This window comes from Thauera sp. 28 (assembly GCF_000310145.2).
GTDB classification, from domain to species: Bacteria; Pseudomonadota; Gammaproteobacteria; order Burkholderiales; family Rhodocyclaceae; genus Thauera; species Thauera mechernichensis.
Map to the genome: position 1 here is coordinate 1 of NZ_AMXA01000025.1, position 23,104 is coordinate 23,104.

Sequence of the window (23,104 nt, forward strand, 5' to 3'; positions counted from 1 at the left end):
GGGGGGGGGAAAAGGGCGATCGGATCGCGTGCGTTGCCCGCTAATCGGATGAACCAACTCGACCAAGCTGTCGTTGATAAGGCGTGCTGGATAGCTCACCCCACGAACGACGACATCGCACTCGTCCAGCGAGTGCCAGATCAGCAGATCCGGCATTCTTGGCAGCCAAGCGATCAGATGGTGTGTCCTCTTCTTGAGCGATGACATATGCGCAGCAATGACGTGGTTATCCATTCCGAATCGCATGCGGCCAATCATTACCGGTGGCAGTGCATCGGGAGGTGCTGCGAAAAGCGATTCGCGGTTGAACTTGTGGGTGCTGCGATGGAGCGGGTTCAGCAGTGAGGGCTCGTCCTTCTGCAGTACCTTTGTTGCCTCTTGCAGGTAGGCTTGAACTTTCTTTGTCAGCGCCCTGAGCTTCTCGATTCTGCCTACGTCGCTCAGAAAAGTGATTTCGTTGAATTCTTTCTGAAGCGCCTCACGTGCCCGAGTGACTTGATTGATCCAACCGATAGTGGCCTTTCTTACGACAACTGGGTTGGATCGAAGCTCGATCAGCTGATCGAGCCCGACCCGGATCTCATGCCCGAGTCTTTGAGACTCCTGATCGAGCTTTCCCTGCACTGCGTTTGAGGTGACGGTGTCGGAACGTAGGGTCGCAAAACCTGTGCCGCTGCACAGCGGGCAGCGCCCCTCGAACCCATCGCCGTTGCATCGTTGACATATCGTCGCCCCGTTCGAACGAGTGCGAGCCTGCGGTTTGGGTGATCCGCTTTGCTTGCTTTTCCTGCGGCCATTTGCAAGCGGGTACATTCTTATGCAGCCTCCTAAAGCCAAGCAGGGCGGGGTTCTGCCGCTTCCGCGTTACGTCACCCTGTGAGCAGCCGACCATGATTCTGGACGCGGTGAAGCTACCGTGCAGGTAGGTGATCCTGTTCGTGATGTCTTGCATAGTATGCATCAAAATGATGCTAATCCAGCCCTTACGCTGGTACCATCCATGACAGATTCCTCAACCGGTGGTCCTCCATGCAGATTCCGCTGTCGCATTCCCAGCGCGAACGCCTTGCCTACCTCGAGCTGAAGGCCTTTTTCGTTGGCGAGCTGCGGCGCGGCGATCTCGAGGCACGCTTCTCGATCAAGCCGGCGGCTGCGACGCGCGACCTCAACGCCTATCGCGAGTGCGCTCCCGACAACCTGGCCTACGACCGCTACGTCAAGGCCTACATCCCCACCGAGCATTTCCGTCCGCTGTTCCCCTTCTCGGCAGAACGCATCCTGTCCTGGCTGCTGCATGGATTTGGCGATGGGCAGGCGCCGACGGTTGCGCGGACCTTTCCGTGCGAGGGCGCGGGTGAGCTGGTCCGGCCAGACTTTGGCCTGTTGGGCGTGATCACCCGGGCGATGCATGGCAATCGTCCCTTGCAGGTGACCTATCTCTCCGTCAACTTGGGGCCGGCAAAGCGGGTGATCGTCCCAGTCGCGCTTGCCGACAACGGCCTGCGCTGGCATGTCCGCGCCTACGACCGGCAGCGCAAGCGCTTCTCCGATTTCGTGCTCACACGGATCGCCAAGGCCAAGTCTCTCGACGAGCGCGCCGAACCGCACGAGGGCATTGAGGCCGATGAGCAATGGAATCGGCGGATCGAGCTGCAACTCGTTCCGCATCCCGCTTTGAAGCACCCCGAAGGCGTGGTTGCCGACTATGGAATGAAGGACGGCACCCTGACACTGAACGTCTCTGCCGCGCTGGCCGGTTACGCACTGCTGCGCTGGGCGGTGGATTGCTCCGCAGACCACAGCCTGGACTGCGCACGGCATCACCTTTGCCTTGCCAACCGTGCCGTGTTGGAAGGTGTGGAGAGTGCGGTTCTTGCGCCGGGCTACGTCCAGTCCGCCGCCGGAGGCGACGCGTGACCGCAGCCATCTACAACGCCGAGATCTCCGCCGGTTCGCTGATGCTGCCCGAGAGCCGGCGCGTCGCCCGCTTCATGCTCACGCAGCCCGACCGCGCGACCTGGTTCGACACGCTCCGAACCGAGAACATCCTGCAGAAAAAGTCGCCTGCGACCGCACGTCGGCAGGCCCGGCTCATCCGCAACCGCCTCGAAACGCTCGACGAGCAAGCGTGGCAGCTGGTGGCCGAAGGCGACCAGGAACTTGCGCTTCAGATCCTCCTTGCCGCTTCGGTCAAGCACAGTCGCCTGCTGGGCGATTTCATGCGCGACGTGGTCGCCGGCCACGTTCGCCGATTTGAAGAGCACTTGCTCCCGTCGGATTGGGATGCCTTCCTCGCCGACTGTATCCAGCGCGACCCGGCCGTCGCCGGCTGGTCCGACACCACCAAGGCCAAGCTCCTGCAGGTTGTTCTGCGCATCCTGGCCGAGGCTCGTTACCTCGAATCCACCCGCAGCCTGCGCCTTACGCCGCCGCTGCTGCATCCCGAGGTGCAGCACTACCTCAAGTCTCGCTCCGAGGCCGCCGTCTTGGCCACCATGGAGCTCACGCACTGATCATGACCATGACGAAGACCCTCGAGGAGCGCCTCAACCAGATCCTGCCGCGCATCACGTCCGAGGACTTCCTGCAGAACCGGGGGCTTGGCAACGAGATCGGCTTCTGGATTTTCGAGTACCCGCCGGAGCAGGAAATGGCTGTACGGAGTTTCCTGTCTGAGGTCGTGGAGCCCGCATTGCGGCGCAAACAGCCGCCGTTGAGATATGTCTGTGTCAACCTTCTCGAGCTCGTCGTTGACGTGCTCGAGCACCGAAAGCTGTTCGACAAAGTCATCAAGATGCAGGCGGAGAAGGGGGATGACGCGGTCTTTGCTTCGCTTCAGGGGGTCCTCAACCAGGAGAAGCTTGCGCAGCGAATCGTCGGTCTCCACAACCCCGATGAGCTCGACATGATGATCTTCACCGGCGTCGGGGCCGCGTACCCGCTTGTTCGTAGCCATACGCTCCTCAATGCGCTCCATCCCTTGATGAAGAACACGCCCCTCCTGACGTTCTTTCCCGGCCGGTACGACGGGTACTCCTTGCGGCTCTTCAACAAGCTGACCGACAAGCACTACTACCGCGCCTTCCGCCTCGTGCCTTGAGCTTTTCGCTTTGACCTTTTCGATTGATCACGGACAACAAGAAATGAAGATCGGCGACCTTTTTACCAAGCCCATCAACCGCCCTATAAACGGGGTGATCAAGGCCGACCAGAAGGACGCCGAGAGCGTCTGGCAGGAGCTCGACGAGTACGTCGTCACCAAGCAGCTCACCGAGTATTTCCGCCGCTTCTTCGACGCCTATCTGGCAGCGGCCGACAACCCGAACGACCCGGTCCTCGCTGCGCGCATGGGTGTCTGGGTGTCCGGCTTCTTCGGTTCGGGCAAGTCGCACTTCATCAAGATCCTGTCCTACCTGCTCGAGAACCTCGAAGCCACCAACCCCGCCACCGGGGAGAAGAAACGCGCCGCTGCCTTCTTCGACGAGCACAAGATCAAGGATTCGATGCTGCTCGCCGACATCCAGCGCGCGGTGCGCGGCAGTGCCGACGTGGTGCTCTTCAACATCGACGCCAAGGCCGACAGCAAGGACGAGCGCGACGTCATCCTCCAGGTGTTCCTGCGCGTGTTCAACGAGAAGCTCGGCTTCAGCGCCGATGCGCCGCACATCGCCCACATGGAGCGCTACCTGGTGGAGAAGGGCGCGTATGACGCCTTCCGTGCGGCCTTCGCCCAAAGCAACGGCTCCACCTGGGAGGCCGAGCGCGATGCCGTCGACTTCCTGCGTGACGACGTCGTGCATGCGCTCTCGGTTGCGCTCGGGCAAAGCGAGGAATCTGCCGGCCAATGGTTCGACCGCTCGCGCGACGAGTACCGCATCAACATCGAGTCCTTTGCCAAGCTGGTGAACGCCTACCTCGAGACCCGGCCCGCCGGCCACCGCATCATCTTCCTGGTCGATGAGGTAGGTCAGTTCATCGGCGACAACACCAAGCTGATGCTCAACCTGCAGACCATCACCGAGCAGCTCGGCACCGCCACGCAGGGCCGGGCGTGGGTCATCGTCACCAGCCAGGAAGACATCGACGCCGCCCTCGGCGAGGCCAACAAGGCCAAGTCGCAGGACTTCTCCAAGATCCAGGGGCGCTTCCACACCCGGCTATCGCTCGCCAGCTCCAACACCGACGAGGTGATCGGCGAACGTCTGCTCGCCAAGCGCGAGCGCGCGCACGATGCGCTGCGCGACACCTTCGAGAAGTCAGGCGACATCATCAACAATCAGCTCGCCTTCGTCGGCAACGCGGTGAACCTGCGCGGCTACAAGGACGCCGCAGAGTTCGTCAGCGTCTATCCCTACGCGCCGTACCAGTTCACCCTGCTGCAGAAGATCTTCGAATCCATCCGCAAGGTCGGCGCCACCGGCAAGCACCTGTCGCGCGGCGAGCGCTCGCTGCTCGACGCCTTCCAGTCCGCCACCGTGCGCAACATGGATCGGGACGTCGGCCTGCTCATTCCGCTCTACGACTTCTACCCGTCGATCGAGAGCTTCATCGACACCGTCGCCAAGCGCTCCATCGACGAGGCGCCCAACAACGGCGCGCTCGAAGCCTTCGACGTGCTGCTGCTCAAGGCCCTGTTCCTGATCCGCTACATCGCCGACATCGTCAAACCCAACGTCGACAACCTCGCCACGCTCTGCGTCGATCGCATCGACACCGACAAACTCGCGCTCAAGCGTCAGATCCAGGAGAGCCTCGGCCGGCTCGAGCAGCAGCGCCTCGTCAGCCGCAACGGCGATCTGTGGTTCTTCCTCACCAACGAAGAGCGTGATGTCGCACGCGAGATCGGCAACGTTGAGGTGTCTTCCTCCGAAAAGGCCCGCCTGCTGTGCGAGCTGCTGTTCGACGACATCCTGCAGGGCAGTACCCGCATCCGCCACCGCGACACCAAGGGCGATTACGACATCAACCGCCTGCTCGACGGCGCCCCGTACAAGAACGCCAGCCACGAACTCAGCGTCGAGGTCGTCTCGCCACTAGGGGATGACTGGGACGCACTCAACGACGCCCGCGCCGTCCTGCGCAGCAGCGAAGGCAATGGCCGAGCGCTGATCCGCCTCGCAGAAGGCGAGCGCTTCGACATCGAGCTCACCCTCTACCGCCAGATCGAGAAGTACATCGACAGCCCCAAGGCCAGCAACGCCACGCCTTCGCTGCGCAACATCCTCATCAACCGCAAGGACGAAAACCGTGAGCGCCGCGCCCGCCTGCGCGAGCAGCTCGCCACCATGATGCTGCAGGGCGACTTCTATGCGCTGGGTCAGCGCGTCGAGCTCAAGGCGTCCAACCCCGGCAGCCTGCTCGACGAGCTGGGCAACTACCTCATCACCAACACCTACACCAAGCTCGGCTACCTCAAGCACCGTAACGCCGACCCCATCGCCGAGATCAAGGCCGTCCTGCTTGCCGACGACACCGCCCAGCGCAAGCTCGCGCTTGGGGGCGAGGAGGGCAACCCGCTCGCGCTCGTCGAACTGCGCGAGTTTCTCCAGCTCAAGGCCAGCAACACCCGGGTGATCCTGGACGAGGTGGTCAACCGCTTCACCGGCATCCCCTGGGGTTGGAAGCCTGACTGGGAGGTGGTCCTGCTGGTCGCACGCCTCTTCATGGCCGGCGAGATCAAGTTGATGATGGACAGCGCGGACCTCGAACCCAAGGCCGCCATCGAGCCGCTCACCAAGTCGGCGCGCTTCAAGCACGTGTCGATCCTCAAGCGCAAGGTGGCTGACGCCGCCAGCATCAAGCGCGCGCGCGAGCTGCACCGCGACCTCTTCGCCGAGATGCCGCCCGAGGCCGAGGATGGCCTGGTCGCCGCCACCCGTGAGCGCCTGGCGGCGCTGCAGGCCGACCTCAAGGGCTACGCGCACGTCGCCGCCACGCCGCATCACCCCGGTAAGGCCGTCATCGACAGTGCGATCGCCGCCATCGGCAAGCAGCTCGGGGTGGCCGATAGCTACGAATTCATCGACGCCTTCGTCAAGGGCAAGGACGACTGGCTGGACCTGTCCGACGACATCCACGACGTCATCAGCTTCTACAAGACCCAGACCCCCACTTGGCGCCGCCTGCTCGAGGCCCTGGAGCGCTTCGAGCCCAACCGCGAAGCCCTCGACAAGGACCTCAAGGCCGCCGTGGCACTTTCCAACCTCGAAGGCATCCGCGACAACCCGAACCCCTGGGGGGCCGTCAGCCAGATCGAGCCGCTCATCACCACGGTCGACACGGTCAACGAGGCGCTCGCCCAGAGCAAGCGCGAGCACGCGCTGCTCTCCATCGACGCCAAGATCGCCGAAGTGGAAAAGGCGCTCGACGCCGCACAAGCCTCGGACGGCCTGCGCAACCGCGCGCTGCTCAAGCTGCAGGAGCTCAAGACCAAGGTCGTTGGCCTCACCAGCATCCCGATGATCTTCTACAGCCAGGAGCGGGCAGGCGATGCGTTGGATGCGGCGATGATCATGATCGAGTCCGCCACGCCCACGGCGTCCCCGACCACGGCCGCCGAAAAGGGCAGCGCGACGACTGCCACCAAGACAGGCGGCCCGGTGATTGCGCCCAAGCCGACCAAACCGGTCCGCGCGGCCGACTTCAGCCCCAAGACCTATCTGGAAACCGACGCGGACGTCGACGCCTACCTCGCCAAGCTGAAAGCTGAATTGCTCAAGGCCGTGCAGGCCGGCCAGCGCGTGCGTTTGCAGTAAGCGGTAGAGAAAATGTCCGGCTCAGGTCTTCAAGACTTCATTACAGAACGCTGCTGGCGTCAGGATGCGCGTGCGGCCGACATGGCCGCGCTGCAGCAGACCAGCCCGGCGGTCGCCGGTCACCAGATAGTCCGCCTTGCCCGCGTCGGCCATGGCCAGCAGAAAAGCGTCGTCCGGGTCGTCTGCCTCGAAATGGCGCGGCAACTGCTCCAGCACCAGGGCGCGCTGCAGGTTGTTGATCATCACCCCCACCTTGGCAGGCTGCAGCACCGCCTGCAGCTTGGGGTAACGACTGGCGCGGCGGATTTCTTCCAACTGGGCCTGGGAGGTCACCAACTCGAAACGCGCGCTGCGCCAGGCGCGGTAGATCGCATCCGGTGCCCCGTGCGGCGAAATCAGCGCACTGAACAGGATGTTGGTGTCGAGCACCACCCGCATTACTGTGCCTTGGCCCAGTCAAGCGCCTCATCCACCATCGCGGCAAGATCAGCCTCGCTAACGCCAGCATTCGCAGCCTTGGCTTCCTCCGCGCTCAGCTCGAGGATGTGCGCGCGTACCGCTTCTTCGACGAAGCGCGACAGATCGCCCTTGCGCCCGCCGCCCTGGCTGGCCAGAAACATCCGCAATGCCTGGTCGGTCTCCGTAGAGACCGCGACGTTCCAACGTGTGCTTGCCATCTTCGACTCCTGAGATCGGTGTTTATGTGTTTATACACTCACCGACTCCGCGACGCTACATCCTGAAGCGACCAACAAAAACACCATGAACAAAGCCAAACTCAAAAGCTACGCCCCCCAGGCCCGCAAAGACTTCATCGCCGCCGTCACTCAGCGCGCCAATCTGCTTGGCCTGTCCGAATCCGCCGGCAAGTTCGAAGCGCTGCCGGCCGAGCGGCGGGGCGATGTGGTGCTGATCGCCGGGCGTGAATGGCCCGCCCGCGTGGCCCAGCAGCGCGAGCGCCTGGTGCGCCGCATCCAGCGCGATGGCTTTGCCTACACCATGGAGGCGGTGGCCTACACCTGGTTCAACCGCTTCGCCGCGCTGCGCTTCATGGAGCTGCACGACTACCTCGGCCACGGCCACCGTGTGCTCTCCAGCGCCACCGCCGGCGGTCTGCCGGACATCCTTGCCCACGCGGCGGATCTCGCCGCCAGCTGCGAACTGCCCGGCCTGGATGCCGCCCACATCGCCGAACTCAAGCTCGCCGGCAACAAGGACGGCGAGCTCTACCGCCTGCTGCTGGTCGCCCAGTGCAACGCGCTTTCCGCCGCCATGCCCTTTCTCTTCGAGCGCATCGACGACGAAACCGAGCTGCTGCTGCCCGACAACCTGCTGCGCACCGACTCGGTCATCGCCAAGCTGGTTGCCGAGATCCCGGAAGAAGACTGGGCCGAGGTCGAGATCATCGGCTGGCTCTACCAGTTCTACATCAGCGAGAAGAAGGATCAGGTCATCGGCAAGGTGGTCAAGAGCGAAGACATCCCCGCCGCCACCCAGCTCTTCACCCCCAACTGGATCGTGCAATACCTGGTCCAGAACAGCGTCGGCCGCCTGTGGCTGATGGCCAATCCAACGAGCACGCTCAAGAGCGAATGGCCGTACTACATCGAGCCCGCCGAGCAGACCCCCGAGGTCAACGCCCAGCTCGACGCCCTCATCCAGACCCGCATGGCCGAGGACGGCGGCAGCCTCAACCCCGAATCCATCACCGTGCTCGACCCCGCCTGCGGCTCCGGCCACATCCTGGTCGAAGCCTACGCGCTGCTCAAAGGCATCTACCTGGAACGCGGCTACCGCTTGCGCGACATCCCGCGTCTGATCCTGGAAAAGAACCTCTACGGCCTCGACATCGACGACCGCGCGGCGCAGCTCGCCGGCTTCGCGCTGCTGATGAAGGCCCGCGCCGACGACCGTCGCCTGTTCAACGACCCGCCCCGGCTCAACGTGCTGAGTCTGCAGGAGAGCAAGGGGCTGGACCTGGACGAACTCGCCAACCAGCTCGCGCCCTTCGGCGTGGAGCGCGCCACCGTCAAGGCGCTGCTCGACACCTTTGAGCACGCCAAGACCTTCGGTTCGCTGATCCAGATTCCGGATGCGCTGAACGGGCAACTGCCGACGCTGGCGGAGGCGTTGGGGAAGGCGAACGAGATTGGCGATCTTTATGCGCAGGCGGCGTCGCAGGATCTGTTGGCGCTGGTGGAGCAGGCGCAGGTGCTCGGGCGGAAGTTCGATGCGGTGGTGGCGAATCCGCCGTATATGGGCGGGAAGGGGATGAATGGGGCGCTGAAGGATTACGCCAGATCGGCATTCCCTGAGAGCAAATCAGATCTGTTCGCCATGTTCATAGAGCGAGGTTTCTCTTCGTGCAAGCCAACCGGCTTTAACAGCATGGTGACAATGCAGAGTTGGATGTTTCTGTCGTCGTTCGAATCTCTTCGCAGGAATTTTTTTGGGAAGAGCACGATTTCAACTCTGGCGCATCTTGGGGCACGTGCGTTCTCCGAAATCTCGGGCGAGGTGGTGCAGACAGTCGCATTCCAGATGCTGCCACACCACATAATGGACTTTCGCCCGGCCTTCTTTCGACTCGTCGACGGCAACGAAGAGGGCAAGCGCGAGGCGCTATTGAAGGGGCGGCAGAGACACGATTCCGTATCCCAGGACGACTTTTCGAAAATTCCAGGGGCGCCCGTGGCCTACTGGATCAGCAAAGATCTGCGGAAAATATTCGATTCCGGCCCCACTCTTGGCGAGGTCGCTGAAGTCAAGCAGGGCTTGGCGACCGCCGACAACGGTCGATTTCTTCGTTACTGGCCCGAGGTGTCTCTGACTCGCTCTTATTTCGACTGCAAGTCGGCTGCCGATTCAAAAAAGTCTGGTAGGCGCTGGTTTCCCCACTCAAAGGGAGGGGAGTTCAGGAAGTGGTACGGCAACAGGGATTGGCTGGTTAACTGGGAATGCGACGGCAGAGAACTTTATGATTTTAGACCGCGTTCTGTTATCAGAAGTCCGGGAGTGTATTTCAAAGAGGGAGTGACTTGGTCGCTAATTTCTGGGAATAGCACTGCCTTTCGATTTGAACCCGTTGGCAACATTATCGGCCACAAAGGCCCTGGGATATTCGCCGATCACTCCACCCTTAAGAGCCTCATTACTTTGCTCAACTCGAAGGTAGCCGTCGCCCTGCTGAAAATTTTGTCTCCTACCCTGGGTTTTGAAGTTGGTCAAATAGCCAAAATCCCAGTCTTAAATGTTTCCGGGGTCAGGTCGGATGCCATCGAATTGGCAAAACTGGACTGGGATTCATTCGAGACTTCTTGGGATTTCCAAAGATTTCCGTGGGTGAAACTAGACGGAACCTCTAGTAGCGTTGAACAGTCATGGGAGCATTGGGCGGCGATCTGTGATTCCCGGACTCAAACGATGCGGGAGATCGAGGAACACAACAATTCGCTATTGATTAGAGCCTATGGGTTGGATAGTGAATTGCGACCTTTGGTTTCCGATGATGAGATAACAACATCTAAGCCTGATCGCGAGAAGGACTCTCAGCGCCTGATCTCCTACGCCACCGGTTGCATGATGGGCCGCTACAGCCTCGACGAACCCGGCCTGATCTACGCCCACGCCGGCAACGTCGGCTTCGACGCGACCCGCTACCAGACCTTCCCGGCCGACGCCGACGGCATCGTGCCGATCACCGACGAATTCTGGTTCGAGGACGACGCCGCCAACCGCGTGCGCGAGTTCCTGCGCGCCGTATGGAGCGCCGACACGCTGGACGAGAACATGGCCTGGCTCGCCGAGAGCCTGGGCACCAAAGCCGGCGAGACACCTGACGAAACCATCCGCCTCTACCTGGCCGACAAGTTCTTCAAGGACCACCTGCAGACCTACAAGAAGCGCCCGATCTACTGGCTGTTCTCCAGCGGCAAACAGGGCGCCTTCCAGGCGCTGGTCTACCTGCACCGCTACCACGAAGGCACGCTCGCCCGCCTGCGCGCCGAATATGTCGTGCCGCTGACCGGCAAGATGCAGGCCCGCATCGAGATGCTGGAAAAAGACGCCACCGCCGCCCCCAGCACCGCCGCCCGCAACAAGCTCAACAAGCAGATCGAGAAACTGCGCAAGAAACACGTCGAACTCCTCGCCTACGACGAAAAGCTCCGCCACTACGCCGACATGCGTATCAGCCTGGACCTGGATGACGGGGTGAAGGCGAACTACGGCAAGTTCGGGGATTTGCTGGCGGAGGTGAAGGCGGTGACGGGTGGGGTGACAGATGAGTGATCCAATTCAAACAGCGATTCTTACTGGGGAGTCCCTGTTTCCGCATTTCGAGAAGGCTGTTACTAGAAAACCTCCGGGGAAGCCTACACGCGAGTGGGTCAAGCGCGAGGCGTTGAAGATTGAGTCCGTCGACGTATTGTCGCATGGCGCCAGAAGAGCGAAGCGAGTCGAAGTTTTTTACCTGCCGTTCGAACACATCAATCATTCGGCGAAGATCGTCCTGGTCGGGATGTCCCCTGGGCACAAGCAGATGCTCGAGGTTGCAGAAACCGTGACGGAGCAGCTTGCGCGCTTCGGGCGTGTTGACCTCTCCGATCTGAAGAAGCGGGGGGCGTTTGCCGGCGATAAGATGCGCTCGAACCTGACTCGGATGTTGAACTATTACGACATCCCGGATCTGGTTGGTGTCCCGAGTGGCGAGGCTCTCTTCGGAAGCCGGTGGTCGTCCCTGCACACTACCTCGTTGCTGCGCTATCCCGTCTTCGTCGATGGAAAGGATTTCACCGGCCAGATCGATATGCTGGAGAGCGGGGTTCTGCGCAAATATGTCGAGAATTACTTCTGCCGCGAAATCGCGAGTTTGAACGATCCGTACATTGTTCCGTTGGGCGATGAGGCGGCCGATGCGCTCCAAGGGTTGGTCAGGGAGGGGTTGGTGTCCGGGGAGAGGGTGATTGATCGTTTGCGCCATCCGTCGCCCGAGGCGGGGAGTCGGGTGGGGTATGTCATCGAGGAGGTGGCCCGTACCGATCTCAAACCCAATGATCCGGTGATGAAGTGCGTGGACAAGTACGATGCCGAGCGCGCGCGCGTAAAGCGTCGTGTCGCAGAACTCCGAGCCCGGGCCCGATGATGAAGGATCTGCCTCCGCCGGATTGCCGGGATTGGGTCGAATCCCTGATGGCGGTGGTCGTGACGACGCTTGGCGAGTGGCGGAAATGAGCATGAAAGCTGAGTGCTCTGCCGGCCAGCTCTTGATCCGCCGGATCCTGCTGCTCATCGCGATCGCGCTGGTGTTTTTCGGAGCGTTTCCGGATGAGGGGAGGGCGTTTTGGGGCTCGACCGGAAAGCTAGCGCCCATCATCGCGAAGATTTCGAAGGCACCCGAGGTGCTGCCGAATGACGAGATCGTTCGGCTTGCGCGTCTTGCCTCCGAAGCGAAAGGCACCGCCCGGGTGGGTGAGGAGTTGGGGCGGCTCAATCTACCCAACGAGGTGCTCGAGGACGCCTTCCTGCGCATCGCAGTGCATCAGGGGCGGATCGCTCGAACCGAGGCCGAGGGCATGTTTTCTCGTTTGACCGGCGTGCCGGGCTTCCGTACGACGTTGCGGAAGGTCGTCGGCAACAGCGAGGTGGGGACGGCAGGCCATTTGTACGAACTGCGCTTGGCTGACGGTGCAGCCGGTCGCGGTATGAAAGTGCTCGGGATCGGCGAGAAATTCGACGATGGCCTGAAGCGGGCGCCGACCGATATCGACGTGCTGCTTGAACATGGACGAACGACGTTCGCGATCGAAGCGAAGAACTACGCGCCCACCACATTGATGCCGCTCGATCGGTATCGTGCCGACCTGGATTCTCTGGTGGCTTACCGCAAGGTGCATGGAAAGAGGGTGGTGCCGGTTTTCAGCATGAGCAACCGCCCTGAGGATATGCGCTACCTGAAGCTGTTACAGCACGAGGCGAAGAAGCGGGAAGTGGAGCTGATCTTCGGCAGCGCGGAGGAGAGCGTCGAGCAGATCAAGCTTCTGGGAGAGCTGCGATGAGGGGCGTTGTTCTGTTAGGGATGCTGGTAACACCACAGCTCGGTTTGGCAGGCGATGAGGTCGCGACGTTTGCGGCGTTCTACGAGCCATCAGGCATGGTGAATTGGTTGCTGATCAGCCTGATTGCGATCGCTGCGGGTGCCGCCATCTTCTTCTCTGGAGGCGCGGCTAGCCCTGCTGTTGCAGCCATAGGAACGTGGGTTGGGGGAACAATGGGTTTGTCCGGAGCAGCTGCAACCAAGGCTGGTCTGGCCCTACTGGGTGGGGGCTCGATCGCCTCGGGTGGCTTTGGCATGGTTGGGGGGGCTGCGCTGCTGACCGCTGCGCTGACGTTCTCGACCGAACTGGCTTTCGACTATTCGGTCGGTGCCTTGTATGCGAAGTACGAGTATCACGAGTTGGTCGAACAGAGCAAAAGCCTTACGACGCTTCCATTGCCCAGGACTACGGGGGGACTTGAGAAGCGGATCGAGGCGTTGGACGCCCTCGACGATCTGGACAAGGAAAAGCCGCTTGTGGCGCCTGGGGACGTCCAACTGATCCGTAAGGCCATCACCGAGCTGGAAACTGCTGCCGAGAGTGGCGAGTTCGAGCTGCATGAGCAGGCGCGATTGCATAGCTTGTTGTCGCTTCTGCTATTCATCGCCAATGACTACCAGCCTGCGCATGATCATGCCGAGCGTGCGATCGAGATCAGCGAGGGGTTGGGCTTATTGAGCACCTTGCCGACCTTCATTCATGCGACAACTCGGTTGTACGACGAACGGCTACGTTGGCGAGACGCATACGCGGACGATTTGCGCGCCGCGCTTGTCGATGAGCCAAAGAACAAGCTCATCCCCTTCTTATTGGCAATTTTCGTTGATCGACTCTCCTTGCGTATGGACGACGGCTCGGTTGGTCCGGAGGCACTCGCGGACATCAGGTCCGTCATCAATGAGCCCCTGCTGGAGGAGTACCGGACGGCTAATCTGATCGGGCTCACTGGGCGTTACTTCGTCCGGTTGAAGCTTGCACAACAGAAGATCGGTGCCCTGGCCGCGAGCAACAGCGCGCTCATCCAGGGCGATGCCCGCTCGGCCGACGTGCTGGAGCAGACGCTGTCCGATTACGACGTGTTGCTGGAGGGGGCTGAGTCCGCGCTGACCGATCTGCGGGGGACGAACCCATCTCGCAAGGATGCCGAGCAGATTCAGGTGTTCACGAAGCTCTTTGCGGACTACAGAGGTGATCGCGTCAGACTTGAAGGCCTTGTGAATGATTTCCGTGAGCGACAGGTTCAAGCGGGTGTAGCGCCAGGGGGCGTGGTGATGTGGCTCATCCTTGGGCCCGTGCTGCTGTTGGTGCTGTTTGGGCTTGCCGCATGGCGGATCAGGGGAAAGGGCGCTTGAGATGGCGTGTGATGGTTGAATCGCTGCAATGTCGGGGGTTGCCTCGCCATCATTGCTTGCGGGCATCGCATGCCGTAAGGAACGTGTTCCTGCGCTGTGCGAGCGTCGCACGTTCGACTGCACATCTTGGCCGGAGCAGCGATTAGTCACCTGGTTTTTACTGAATTGTCCGTCTCCACGGACTTGGAGTTTCTGTGAGTCACCAACGCATCATCGACGCCCTCGAGGCGCAGTTCGCAGCCCATCAGCTGCTGTTCTGGGACGACCCGGAAGGCGAGTTCTCCGCCTGGGTGGATGGCCTGAGCCTGGAAGGCGTACATGTCCTGCGGCTCGACCGCACGCCAGCCCTGCAGGTGAAGCTCGACGTGGAGCGCGCACCTGGCACGCGCTGGCTGTTCTACCGGCCTGCAGCCGAACCCGATCCGGCAAAGGATTGGCTCCTCGATTTGCGCCTGCGCGGCAGGGCGTTCCGCGCGGACTCGAACTCCATGCTGCTGGACGACCTGGGCCTGACGAGTCAGGCCCTGCGCCCGCATCTGAAGGCGCGCAACAAGTTCCTGCGGGCCAAGGACCGTGTGGAGAAGCTGCGCCGCCTCGTGACGCCGAGTGATGACGCCGAGGCGCTGGACCGCAAGATGCTGGCGGTGCTGGTGCGCTCGGAGCAGGCGGATTTCCAGACCATTCTTCTGCGCCTGTTGAGTTCGATGGTGCATGAGGGCGAGGCAGATCTGGCGGCCGAGCCGCGTGCGTGGCAGGACATCGTCGCCAATGAGCTGGACTCGGCCTTCTGGGCGTTTGCGCTGCAGACGCTGGGGTATGGCGCGGATGGTGTGGCGCCGGCCTTCACCTTGCGGGATCTGCTGTACCGCATCCTGGTGACGGACTTTTGCCGCTCGCTCTCCGGCGCCGCGCCGGAGTCCCTGCGTCATTTCGTGCTGCCGGATCGCACGCTGGCGGCCAACGCCTCGGTGTTTGCAGCGCGGTGGCGGACCGATATGGCCGCCTATGAGAGCTACAACCTGCTGTCGCACGCGGTGGCCGGCGAGATCGGCCTGGATGGGGTGCTGAGCGTGTTGCCCGGCGAGGCCTTGGCCGAGACCATGACCTTTGCAGTCGTCGAACGGCGGATCCTGAAGGACTTGAAGGATCGTGTGCTTGCCGGCGCAGGGGCGAGCGATGAGGCGATGCAGGCGCTGATCGCCCGTCGGCGAGATGGCCACTGGGCGAGTCGGCTGATGGCGCAGAGCTCGAGTGAGAGCCGCGCGCTGGCGGCGTGCTACGACGCGATCGAGGCTGGGGCGGCATTCTTCGAGCTGAAGGCGCGCTTCGACGCGGGATTCAGCTTTGCCAACGCCGAGGCGGCGCTGACGGCCTATCAGTCCGAGCTGTTCCGCTTCGACCAGTTGTACCGGCATTTCCATGAGGCGGCGGAAAAGGTCGAGCCGATGGGCTGGGCTGTGCTGCATGAATTGCGTGCCCGTATCGAAGACACCTACACGGGGTGGTTCCTGCCGCAGTTCGGTGCGGCCTGGGCCAGGGTGGTCGAGGGCGAGGGGGGCTTGCTGAGTCACTGGACGGCCGCCGGGATGCCGAACCAGCATCGCTTCTTCGACATCCAGGTAGCGCCACTGCTGGCGGCCGGTGCGAAGCGGGTGTTCGTGGTGATTTCGGATGCCTTCCGTTACGAGGCCGCCGAGGAGCTGGTGCAGCAGCTCAACAGCAAGAGCCGGTTCAAGGCGGGGCTGTCGTCGCAGTTGGGCGTGCTGCCGAGCTACACCACGCTGGGGATGGCGGCGCTGCTGCCGCATCACAGTCTGGCCTACAAGGCCAATAGCAATCTCGATGTGCTGGCCGATGGGCAGCCAGTGTCGACGCTGGAGCAGCGCAACGCGCACTTGGCGAAGTATGAGGGCTTGGCGATCAAGGCCGACGAGCTGCTGGCCTTGGGGAAGGACAAGGGTAGGGCGCTGGTGCGCGATCGGCGGGTGATCTACGTGTATCACGACCACATCGATGCCCTGGGCGACAAGCAGGCCACCGAGGGGATGACGTTCCGCGCGGTGGACGAGGCACTGGCCCAGCTTTCGCAGCTGGTGAGCTTCATCATCAACAGCTTGAACGGCTCGACGGTGCTGGTTACCGCCGACCACGGCTTCATCTATCAGGAGGCGCCGCTGCTGGCGGCGGACAAGTCGGCGCTCGAAATACAGCCCGAGGGCACCTTGAAGGCGAAGAAGCGCTACCTGCTCGGACGGGGCATCGGCACGTCGCCCAAGGCATGGTGTGGCAACACGGCGCTGACGGCGGGCACGGATCCGGAGGCCAGCCTGGACTTCTGGGTGCCGAAGGGGGCGAGCCGTTTCCACTTTGCCGGTGGGGCGCGCTTCGTGCACGGCAGTGCGATGCCGCAGGAGATCTTGGTGCCGGTGATCACCGTGCGCGAGAGCGAGTCCGACAAGGAGAAGGCGCGCTACGTGGAGTTCAGCCTGCTCGGCGCGTCGAACAAAGTCGTCACCAACACCCAGCGCTTCGAGTTCATCCAGACCGAGGCTGTCTCCGACAAAGTGTTGCCGCGTACGGTGGTGATCGCGCTGCGCGATGGCGAACGACCGATCAGCAACGAGCAGACGCTTACCTTCGACAGCGGCTCGCAGTTGCTCGATGAGCGCAAGAAATCGGTGTTCCTGACCGTGCTTGCCGGCACCTACGACAAAACGCGCGATTACTGGCTGACCGCGCGAGATGCCACGACCAAGGTCGAGGTGTTGCGCGTGCCGCTGCGGGTTGATCTCGCCTTTACGAATGACTTTTGATGCGGAAACCCTGGGATCCGTTCTCTTGAAGCTGGAGTTACTGAATGATTGGTAGTTTTTTAGAAGGGTTGTTGAGGAGTGCGACGGCAAACTCCGTGACGGAGCTGTTTATCTGGATCATGGTGGCCATCTTCGTCGTTGCCGTGCTTCAGGGCAAGAAGGGTAAGCATGGGCAATTTCTCGAGCATGCTCCAGCGGTGCTCGTATCGCTCGGGATTCTCGGAACCTTCATCGGCATCGTGATTGGTCTGCTGGATTTCGATGCGCACGACATCAAGAACAGCATCGAAGGATTGCTCGATGGCTTGAAGACGGCGTTCATCACCAGCCTTGTCGGGATGTCTCTCTCGCTGGTCTTGAAGGCGCTCGATGCATGGTGGTTCGCGCCTGCGCGCAGCAAGGCTGCGGTTGTGCCTGACACTGTCACCCCGGAACACATTTATAGCGCGATGACTCGCCAGGTTCAGTTGCTCGAGACGCTGAACCAGTCGCTTTCGGGCAACGAGGAGGGATCGGTGTCGGGGCAGCTCAAGTTGCTGCGCACCGACATGAACGATTTCCGCCAAGGGCTGGCGAGGGATCAGCAGGAGTTCAGGCAGGCCCTGTTCACCCAGCTCACGCAGTTCGCCGAGATGCTGTCGCGCTCGGCCACGGAAGTCGTGATCGAGGCCTTGCGGCAGGTGATCCAGGACTTCAACCGGAACCTCGTTGAGCAGTTTGGCGACAACTTCAAGGCGCTCAATGAGTCGGTCGTGAAGATGATCGACTGGCAGGAGCAGTACAAACAGCATGTGGAAACGCTGGAGGCCCGCATCGAAACGGCGGTGCGCGAGCTTGAGCGCACGGCGACGGCCAACGAGGCCATCAGCAAGTCGCTTGCCACGTCGGAGCAGTCCATCGGCTCGATCGAGAACCATTGCCAGAGCATTCCGTCTGCCATCGGGCAGCTAACGCCCGTGTTGCAGACCAACCAGCATCAGATTCAGGAGCTGCAGCGGCACTTGGAAGCCTTTGTCGCGCTGCGTGACCAGGCCGTGCGTGCCGTACCCGAGATGCAACAGCATATGGATGCGATCACGAAACAGCTCTCGGAAAAGATGCACGAGGTAGCAACCAAGATGCACGAGGGCGCACAAGAGTTTGGCCGCTCGGTCGACCACACCAACACGGCGCTCACCGAGGCGTCTCACGTGATCAGTTCTCACACCGAACAGATCAGCACCAACATGAAGGACGCCTCCGAGGAGTTCGCCACTTCGGTCCGCGACACGATGGAGGTCATGCTGCGGAACGCGAAGACGCTCGAACAGCAGATGGGGCAGGCTGTGGAACAGACCACGCTTGCGCTGAGCAACGAGTTCAAGCGTGTCGCCGAGCACATCCAAAGCAGCTTCACCGCGTCGGTTGATGCGACCCTGACCTCATTGAAGAACTCGGTAGAAGCGAGCTTGAGCCACACGGAGACGCAGCTCCAAGGCTCTGCGAACCGTACCTTGGGCGCTGTTGAGGCGCAGGTGCGCGAGGCGACAGATCGGGCAAACGCCTCCCTGCATGCGCAGCTCGGTGCAATGGACAAGGCGATCGAGCGCGAACTGGAAAAGGTGTTCAGAGAAATGGGTTCGGCGCTCGCCACGATTTCGCGGCGAATTGCCGATGACCATGCCGAGCTGACCCAGAGGATGCGTGTGCAATGAGCGCGTTGAACAGCTTGTTCAGGTCTCGGCGCACGAACAAGGAGGACGCCGAGCACTGGATCGGCATCTCCGACATGATGTCCGGCCTGATGATGGTCTTCCTGTTCATGGCCGTGGCCTACATGTACTACGTGCAGGTCGAGCGGGAGAACATCAAAGAGATCGCGGTGGCCTACAAGGACACCCAGGTTGCGATCTACAACGACCTGATGAAGGAGTTTCAGGAGGACCTGCCTCGTTGGAACGCCGAGATCGAGCGCAACACGCTCGAGATCACCTTCAACAACCCGGAAGTCCTGTTCCGCGCCGGTTCGCCTGAGCTGAACGGGCAGTTCAAGAACATCCTTTCGGACTTCTTCCCGCGCTATGTGGCGGTGCTTTCCCGCTATCGCAGTGCGATCGAAGAGATTCGCATCGAAGGGCACACCAGCAGTGACTGGGGCGGCTTGCATGGCGAGAAGGCCTACTTCCCCAACATGGCGTTGTCTCAGGATCGGACACGGTCGGTGCTCGAGTATGTGATGGCTTTGTTGCCGGAAGCGTCGGAGAGGGACTGGGTACGCTCGAACTTCGCGGCGGTGGGCTACTCCTCCTCGCGCCGTGTCATGGACGCTGATAAGCAGGTCGAGAATGCCGCCCGGTCCCGGCGCGTGAATTTTCGGGTGATCACCAATTCCGAGCTGCAGATCCGCAACATCATTGAGAGGCTCGATGGAAATCAAGTTTGATTTTTCCGGGCTGTGGGCGCAGGCAAAGCGGATAGGTGCAGAGAGGGTCGAGACGATCGACTGGACCGCAGCGACGCAACTCGACCCGGTCGATATCGAACTGCTCCAGGGCCGTGAGGTCAAGCTAGAGGATCTGGATGTCATCAATGGCTTGTTGAGCGTTGATGGACGTCAGGTTCTGCTTTACATCCCGGATCAATTCAAGCCGGTCGAGGTCGTTCAAAGAACCCCGGAGGAGGGGAAGCGTTTTCACGTTGCTGATTGCAAGACACTGGCTGACATGCGTGCCAAGGGGCGCTTCGATCGCTACGTCGTCACGAACAACCTGAGCGGGGTTTTTCCGATCAGTGGGAGGAACTCGCGAGGTCAGCCGGCGGAGCTGGATTCGCGATTACTCGTGTGCAAGAATTGTCTTGAGAAGCTGAACTACCAGAACTATTGCCACGAGACGCGACGTACGTCGATTTGGAAGGCGTTCGAGATCGGCAAGTTCTTTGAAACATACAGCACAAGTTTCCGCTACCTGCCGCGCACCCTCTCAAACCGGTCACTGGCCAACGAGTACACGCAGGACTGGGGGGAGATCTCCGCCAACGTGCGTCGCCGCTGTGGTTTCGTCTGCAATGAGTGTCGTGTAAACCTCTCGGAGCACCGGCATCTGCTTCATGTTCACCATGTAAACGGCTTGAAGTCCGACAACGCGGCGAGCAACCTACGAGCCTTGTGCGCCGACTGTCATCGAAAGCAGCCCCTGCACGACTGGATGTTCATTTCATTGGCTGACATGCAGATACTGACCCGCCTGCGTCGCGAGCAGAGCATTGTTGCCGACGACTGGGAACAGGCCATTGCGCTGGCCGACCTGTCCGTTCATGGAGCTCTTTTGCACGCGAAGCACAAAGGCTTCGAGTTGCCGGAGGTAGGGTATGAGTTCACCAGTGCTAAAGGCGTGGTGGTTGCCGAAGTGCAGCTTGCCTGGCCCTCACAGCGCTTGGCGGTTCATGTCTCGGAAGGAGTCGACTTCCCTGGATGGAAGGTGATGACTCCGATTGAGTTCATCGAACAGTGCTAGTTTTCAAATGACTTCGCAATTACACATGATCGAACCCGTAGACACTGCTCGCCTCGATGGGCTCCTCAACACCCACTTCGCTGGCAAGGTGGTACGCAAGGATCTGACCAAGCTGATCAAGGAGGGCGCGAACGTTCCCGTTTATGTTCTCGAGTACCTGCTCGGGATGTACTGCGCGTCGGATGACGAGGCGACGATCCAGAACGGGATGACGATGGTCAAGCGCATCCTGGCCGAGAACTATGTGCGCCCGGACGAGGCGGAGAAGATCAAGTCGAAGATCCGCGAGAGCGGCAGCTACAAGGTCATCGACAAGGTGACCGTGAAGCTCAACGAGAAGCGCGACGTCTACGAGGCGCTGCTCTCGAACCTGGGGGTGAAGAACGCCGAGGTGTCGGACGCCTTCGTGCGCCAGTTCGAGAAGCTGCTGGTGGGCGGCATCTGGTGCATCGTCACCCTGAACTACCAGTTCGAGGAGAACCAGCGCGGGTCGCCCTTCACGGTGACCGATCTCAAGCCGATCCAGATGCCCAACATGGACATGGCGGGCCTGTTCGAGGGGCGGCGGGCCTTCACCGAGGACGAATGGATTGACGCGCTGATCCGCTCGACCGGTATGGAGCCGAGCTGCTTCAAGGAGCGGGTGAAGTGGCATCTGCTCGCGCGGATGATTCCGCTGGTCGAGAACAACTACAACTTCTGCGAGCTGGGCCCGCGCGGTACGGGCAAGAGCCACATCTACAAGGAAATCAGCCCGAACAGCATCCTGGTGTCGGGGGGACAGACGACCGTCGCCAACCTCTTCTACAACATGAGCGCGCGCAAGGTGGGCCTGGTGGGCCTGTGGGATACGGTCGCCTTCGATGAGGTGGCTGGCATCAACTTCAAGGACCACGACGGCGTGCAGATCATGAAGGACTACATGGCGTCCGGCTCCTTCAGCCGGGGCAGGGAGGCGATCAACGCCAATGCCTCGATGGTCTTCGTGGGCAACATCAACCAGAGCGTCGAGTCCCTGGTGAAGACCAGCCATCTGCTCGCACCTTTTCCCGAGGCCATGATCGACTCGGCCTTCTTCGACCGCTTCCATGCCTACGTGCCCGGCTGGGAGATCCCGAAGATGCGCCCGGAGTTCTTCACCAACCAGTACGGCCTGATCGTCGACTATCTGGCCGAGTACCTGCGCGAGATGCGTAAGCGCAACTTCGCCGACGCGATCGACAAGTGGTTCAAGCTCGGCAATAACCTCAACCAGCGCGACACCATCGCCGTGCGCCGAACCGTTTCCGGCTTGCTCAAGCTGATCTGCCCGCATGGCGAATACGACAAGGAGATTGTGCGCCGCTGCCTGGAATACGCGCTCGAGACCCGTCGCCGGGTGAAGGAGCAGTTGAAGAAGATCGGCGGCATGGAGTTCTACGACGTCCACTTCAGCTACATCGACCTGGAGGCGGGCGAGGAGCGCTTCGTTACGGTGCCCGAACAATCCGGCGGGGCGCTGATCGCGGAAGGTCGGCTCAACCCGGGCACCCTGCACACCATCAGCTTGGGCGATACCGAGATGCCGGGCGCCTATCGCATCGAGATCCAGACCATCGCCGGCGGTGGGAAGGTCTCCGCCTCCGGACTTGCGCCGCGCGAGGCGGTCAAGGTCGCCTTCGATTACTTCAAGGCCAACTCGGGCCGGGTGAGCGCATCGATCAAGCCGGGCGAGCACGACTTCCACTTGCATCTGGTGGAACTGCAGCACACCGGCACGCCGAAGGCGCTGACCCTGGCCGGGTTCATCGCCCTGTGCTCTGGTGCGCTCGCCAAGCCGGTCCAGAGCCAGATGGTGGTGATGGGCGACATGAGCCTCGGCGGAACGGTCGTCCAGGTGCGCAACCTGGCCGAGAGCCTGCAGGTGGCCTTCGATGCCGGCGCAAAGCGGATTCTGCTGCCGATGTCGAGCGTGACGGATATTCCGTCGGTGCCCGGGGAGCTGTTTGCGAAGTTCCAGACGAGCTTCTACTCGGATCCGGTGGATGCGGTGTTCAAGGCGCTGGGGGTGGAGTGACTGTCGACGAGGTGCCAGGCCCTCGCCGACGTTTCCGATCAGACGCGAATTGGGTTTGGTCTGGAGTCATACGGCACGAGTCAACCGATCGGTGCCGGATGCTACCGCCACCCCAGCCAACTCGGTCGCATCGGCAGCGGCTCGCTCGACGATTGGCGCAGAGGCGCGCTTGTCTGCGCAGGCGGGAAGGGATTGGGGACGAACTTGCCCAGCGCCTCGCGCTGGCTGGGGGTCAGGCGCCGGTCGCCCGTGGATTGCGTGCTGATCATGGTGATGCTCCTCGCCCCCTGTTGAGCCGGCGTGACCGGCCTCGCGGGGGCGAAGAGGCGGTGACGCTTTAGCCGGTATTTGTCATCCGCCCCGGCAAGTTGTCGTTAATGCCGGCGGTTGGGGGCGTGCGTACCCCGTGCTGCAAAAAGCAAAAGACCCGTTGGCCATGCAGGCTCAGCGGGTCTGGTCAGGCCGCTTTAGCTGCATTTATTACGCGCCCGCAAGCTGTGTTCTCAAATCGGCGCGACGACCGGATTAAAGCGGAGAGG

General features: G+C 61.5%; 17 protein-coding genes and 1 riboswitch. Of the genes, 13 read left to right on the top strand and 4 right to left on the bottom strand.

Annotated features, from left to right (window positions below):
* Nucleotides 1–813: hypothetical protein (locus C662_RS14965; protein WP_157354569.1), on the bottom strand; the 813-nt coding region annotated here is incomplete at its 3' end.
* Between the two features lie 216 nt (nt 814–1,029).
* Here C662_RS14965 and C662_RS14970 point away from each other — a divergent pair.
* Genes C662_RS14970 through brxC form a run of 4 tightly spaced genes read left to right on the top strand, consistent with a single transcriptional unit; the run spans nt 1,030 to nt 6,755 of the window.
* Nucleotides 1,030–1,917: a helix-turn-helix transcriptional regulator gene (locus C662_RS14970; RefSeq protein ID WP_002930897.1), complete on the top strand. Its 888-nt coding sequence runs from the start codon at nt 1,030–1,032 to the stop codon at nt 1,915–1,917.
* Nucleotides 1,914–2,513 carry a DUF1819 family protein gene (locus C662_RS14975; RefSeq protein ID WP_002930898.1) on the top strand — a complete coding sequence of 200 codons (600 nt, stop codon included), beginning with the start codon at nt 1,914–1,916 and terminating at the stop codon, nt 2,511–2,513. The genes C662_RS14970 and C662_RS14975 overlap by 4 nt, the downstream gene beginning before the upstream one ends.
* 8 nt (nt 2,514–2,521) lie before the next feature.
* Nucleotides 2,522–3,100 (top strand): DUF1788 domain-containing protein, encoded by a 579-nt coding sequence (locus C662_RS14980; RefSeq protein WP_232433288.1) that lies wholly within the window; start codon nt 2,522–2,524, stop codon nt 3,098–3,100.
* 43 nt (nt 3,101–3,143) lie between these two features.
* On the top strand, nt 3,144–6,755 hold the full coding sequence (gene brxC, locus C662_RS14985; RefSeq protein WP_037984790.1) for a BREX system P-loop protein BrxC: 3,612 nt from the start codon (nt 3,144–3,146) through the stop codon (nt 6,753–6,755).
* 21 nt (nt 6,756–6,776) lie between these two features.
* Here brxC and C662_RS14990 read toward each other — a convergent pair whose 3' ends face one another.
* Both C662_RS14990 and C662_RS14995 read right to left on the bottom strand, forming a co-directional pair.
* Entirely contained in the window at nt 6,777–7,193 is a 417-nt protein-coding gene (locus C662_RS14990; RefSeq protein WP_002930902.1) for a putative toxin-antitoxin system toxin component, PIN family, read from the bottom strand.
* Complete coding sequence (locus C662_RS14995) at nt 7,193–7,432, bottom strand: ribbon-helix-helix domain-containing protein (protein ID WP_002930909.1); 240 nt, start codon at nt 7,430–7,432, stop codon at nt 7,193–7,195. The genes C662_RS14990 and C662_RS14995 overlap by 1 nt, the downstream gene beginning before the upstream one ends.
* An 85-nt stretch (nt 7,433–7,517) precedes the next feature.
* On the opposite strand from C662_RS14995, the gene pglX reads away from it, so the two are divergent.
* The 9 genes from pglX (at nt 7,518) to brxL (ending at nt 22,565) form a co-directional block, all read left to right on the top strand.
* Nucleotides 7,518–11,045, top strand: a complete 3,528-nt coding sequence (gene pglX, locus C662_RS15000) for a BREX-1 system adenine-specific DNA-methyltransferase PglX (RefSeq protein WP_002930911.1) — start codon at nt 7,518–7,520, stop codon at nt 11,043–11,045.
* Nucleotides 11,038–11,898 (top strand): hypothetical protein, encoded by an 861-nt coding sequence (locus C662_RS15005; protein WP_002930914.1) that lies wholly within the window; start codon nt 11,038–11,040, stop codon nt 11,896–11,898. Before pglX ends, C662_RS15005 begins: the two co-directional genes overlap by 8 nt.
* Nucleotides 11,899–11,989: 91 nt before the next feature.
* The gene (locus C662_RS15010; protein WP_232433289.1) at nt 11,990–12,811 is read left to right on the top strand and encodes a hypothetical protein; all 822 of its coding nucleotides are present in this window, start codon (nt 11,990–11,992) and stop codon (nt 12,809–12,811) included.
* Nucleotides 12,808–14,202: a hypothetical protein gene (locus tag C662_RS15015; protein WP_002930919.1), complete on the top strand. Its 1,395-nt coding sequence runs from the start codon at nt 12,808–12,810 to the stop codon at nt 14,200–14,202. Before C662_RS15010 ends, C662_RS15015 begins: the two co-directional genes overlap by 4 nt.
* Nucleotides 14,203–14,396: 194 nt before the next feature.
* Nucleotides 14,397–17,015 carry a BREX-1 system phosphatase PglZ type A gene (pglZ, locus tag C662_RS15020; RefSeq protein ID WP_002930921.1) on the top strand — a complete coding sequence of 873 codons (2,619 nt, stop codon included), beginning with the start codon at nt 14,397–14,399 and terminating at the stop codon, nt 17,013–17,015.
* Between the two features lie 44 nt (nt 17,016–17,059).
* A complete protein-coding gene (locus C662_RS15025; protein ID WP_051018578.1) occupies nt 17,060–18,709 on the top strand; it encodes a hypothetical protein in 1,650 nt (549 codons plus the stop codon).
* A complete protein-coding gene (locus C662_RS15030; protein WP_002930923.1) occupies nt 18,706–19,437 on the top strand; it encodes an OmpA family protein in 732 nt (243 codons plus the stop codon). The genes C662_RS15025 and C662_RS15030 overlap by 4 nt, the downstream gene beginning before the upstream one ends.
* On the top strand, nt 19,421–20,509 hold the full coding sequence (locus C662_RS15035) for a hypothetical protein (RefSeq protein WP_002930930.1): 1,089 nt from the start codon (nt 19,421–19,423) through the stop codon (nt 20,507–20,509). The genes C662_RS15030 and C662_RS15035 overlap by 17 nt, the downstream gene beginning before the upstream one ends.
* A gap of 25 nt (nt 20,510–20,534) precedes the next feature.
* Nucleotides 20,535–22,565: a protease Lon-related BREX system protein BrxL gene (gene brxL / locus C662_RS15040; protein WP_002930932.1), complete on the top strand. Its 2,031-nt coding sequence runs from the start codon at nt 20,535–20,537 to the stop codon at nt 22,563–22,565.
* A 101-nt stretch (nt 22,566–22,666) separates the two neighbouring features.
* On the opposite strand, the gene C662_RS20450 is transcribed toward brxL, so the two are convergent.
* Nucleotides 22,667–22,834, bottom strand: a complete 168-nt coding sequence (locus C662_RS20450) for a hypothetical protein (RefSeq protein ID WP_002930934.1) — start codon at nt 22,832–22,834, stop codon at nt 22,667–22,669.
* 177 nt (nt 22,835–23,011) lie between these two features.
* Nucleotides 23,012–23,090, bottom strand: a riboswitch (SAM riboswitch).
* Between the last annotated feature and the right edge of the window lie 14 nt (nt 23,091–23,104).

Excerpts from the sequence above, each read along its gene's own strand:
- C662_RS14970 (WP_002930897.1), top strand. The coding sequence starts at position 1,030 with ATGCAGATTCCGCTGTCGCATTCCCAGCGCGAACGCCTTGCCTACCTC.
- C662_RS14980 (WP_232433288.1), top strand. The coding sequence starts at position 2,522 with ATGACGAAGACCCTCGAGGAGCGCCTCAACCAGATCCTGCCGCGCATC.
- brxC (WP_037984790.1), top strand. The coding sequence starts at position 3,144 with ATGAAGATCGGCGACCTTTTTACCAAGCCCATCAACCGCCCTATAAAC.
- C662_RS14990 (WP_002930902.1), bottom strand. The coding sequence starts at position 7,193 with ATGCGGGTGGTGCTCGACACCAACATCCTGTTCAGTGCGCTGATTTCG.
- C662_RS14995 (WP_002930909.1), bottom strand. The coding sequence starts at position 7,432 with ATGGCAAGCACACGTTGGAACGTCGCGGTCTCTACGGAGACCGACCAG.
- pglX (WP_002930911.1), top strand. The coding sequence starts at position 7,518 with ATGAACAAAGCCAAACTCAAAAGCTACGCCCCCCAGGCCCGCAAAGAC.
- C662_RS15005 (WP_002930914.1), top strand. The coding sequence starts at position 11,038 with ATGAGTGATCCAATTCAAACAGCGATTCTTACTGGGGAGTCCCTGTTT.
- C662_RS15010 (WP_232433289.1), top strand. The coding sequence starts at position 11,990 with ATGAAAGCTGAGTGCTCTGCCGGCCAGCTCTTGATCCGCCGGATCCTG.
- C662_RS15015 (WP_002930919.1), top strand. The coding sequence starts at position 12,808 with ATGAGGGGCGTTGTTCTGTTAGGGATGCTGGTAACACCACAGCTCGGT.
- C662_RS15025 (WP_051018578.1), top strand. The coding sequence starts at position 17,060 with ATGATTGGTAGTTTTTTAGAAGGGTTGTTGAGGAGTGCGACGGCAAAC.
- C662_RS15030 (WP_002930923.1), top strand. The coding sequence starts at position 18,706 with ATGAGCGCGTTGAACAGCTTGTTCAGGTCTCGGCGCACGAACAAGGAG.
- C662_RS15035 (WP_002930930.1), top strand. The coding sequence starts at position 19,421 with ATGGAAATCAAGTTTGATTTTTCCGGGCTGTGGGCGCAGGCAAAGCGG.
- brxL (WP_002930932.1), top strand. The coding sequence starts at position 20,535 with ATGATCGAACCCGTAGACACTGCTCGCCTCGATGGGCTCCTCAACACC.
- C662_RS20450 (WP_002930934.1), bottom strand. The coding sequence starts at position 22,834 with ATGATCAGCACGCAATCCACGGGCGACCGGCGCCTGACCCCCAGCCAG.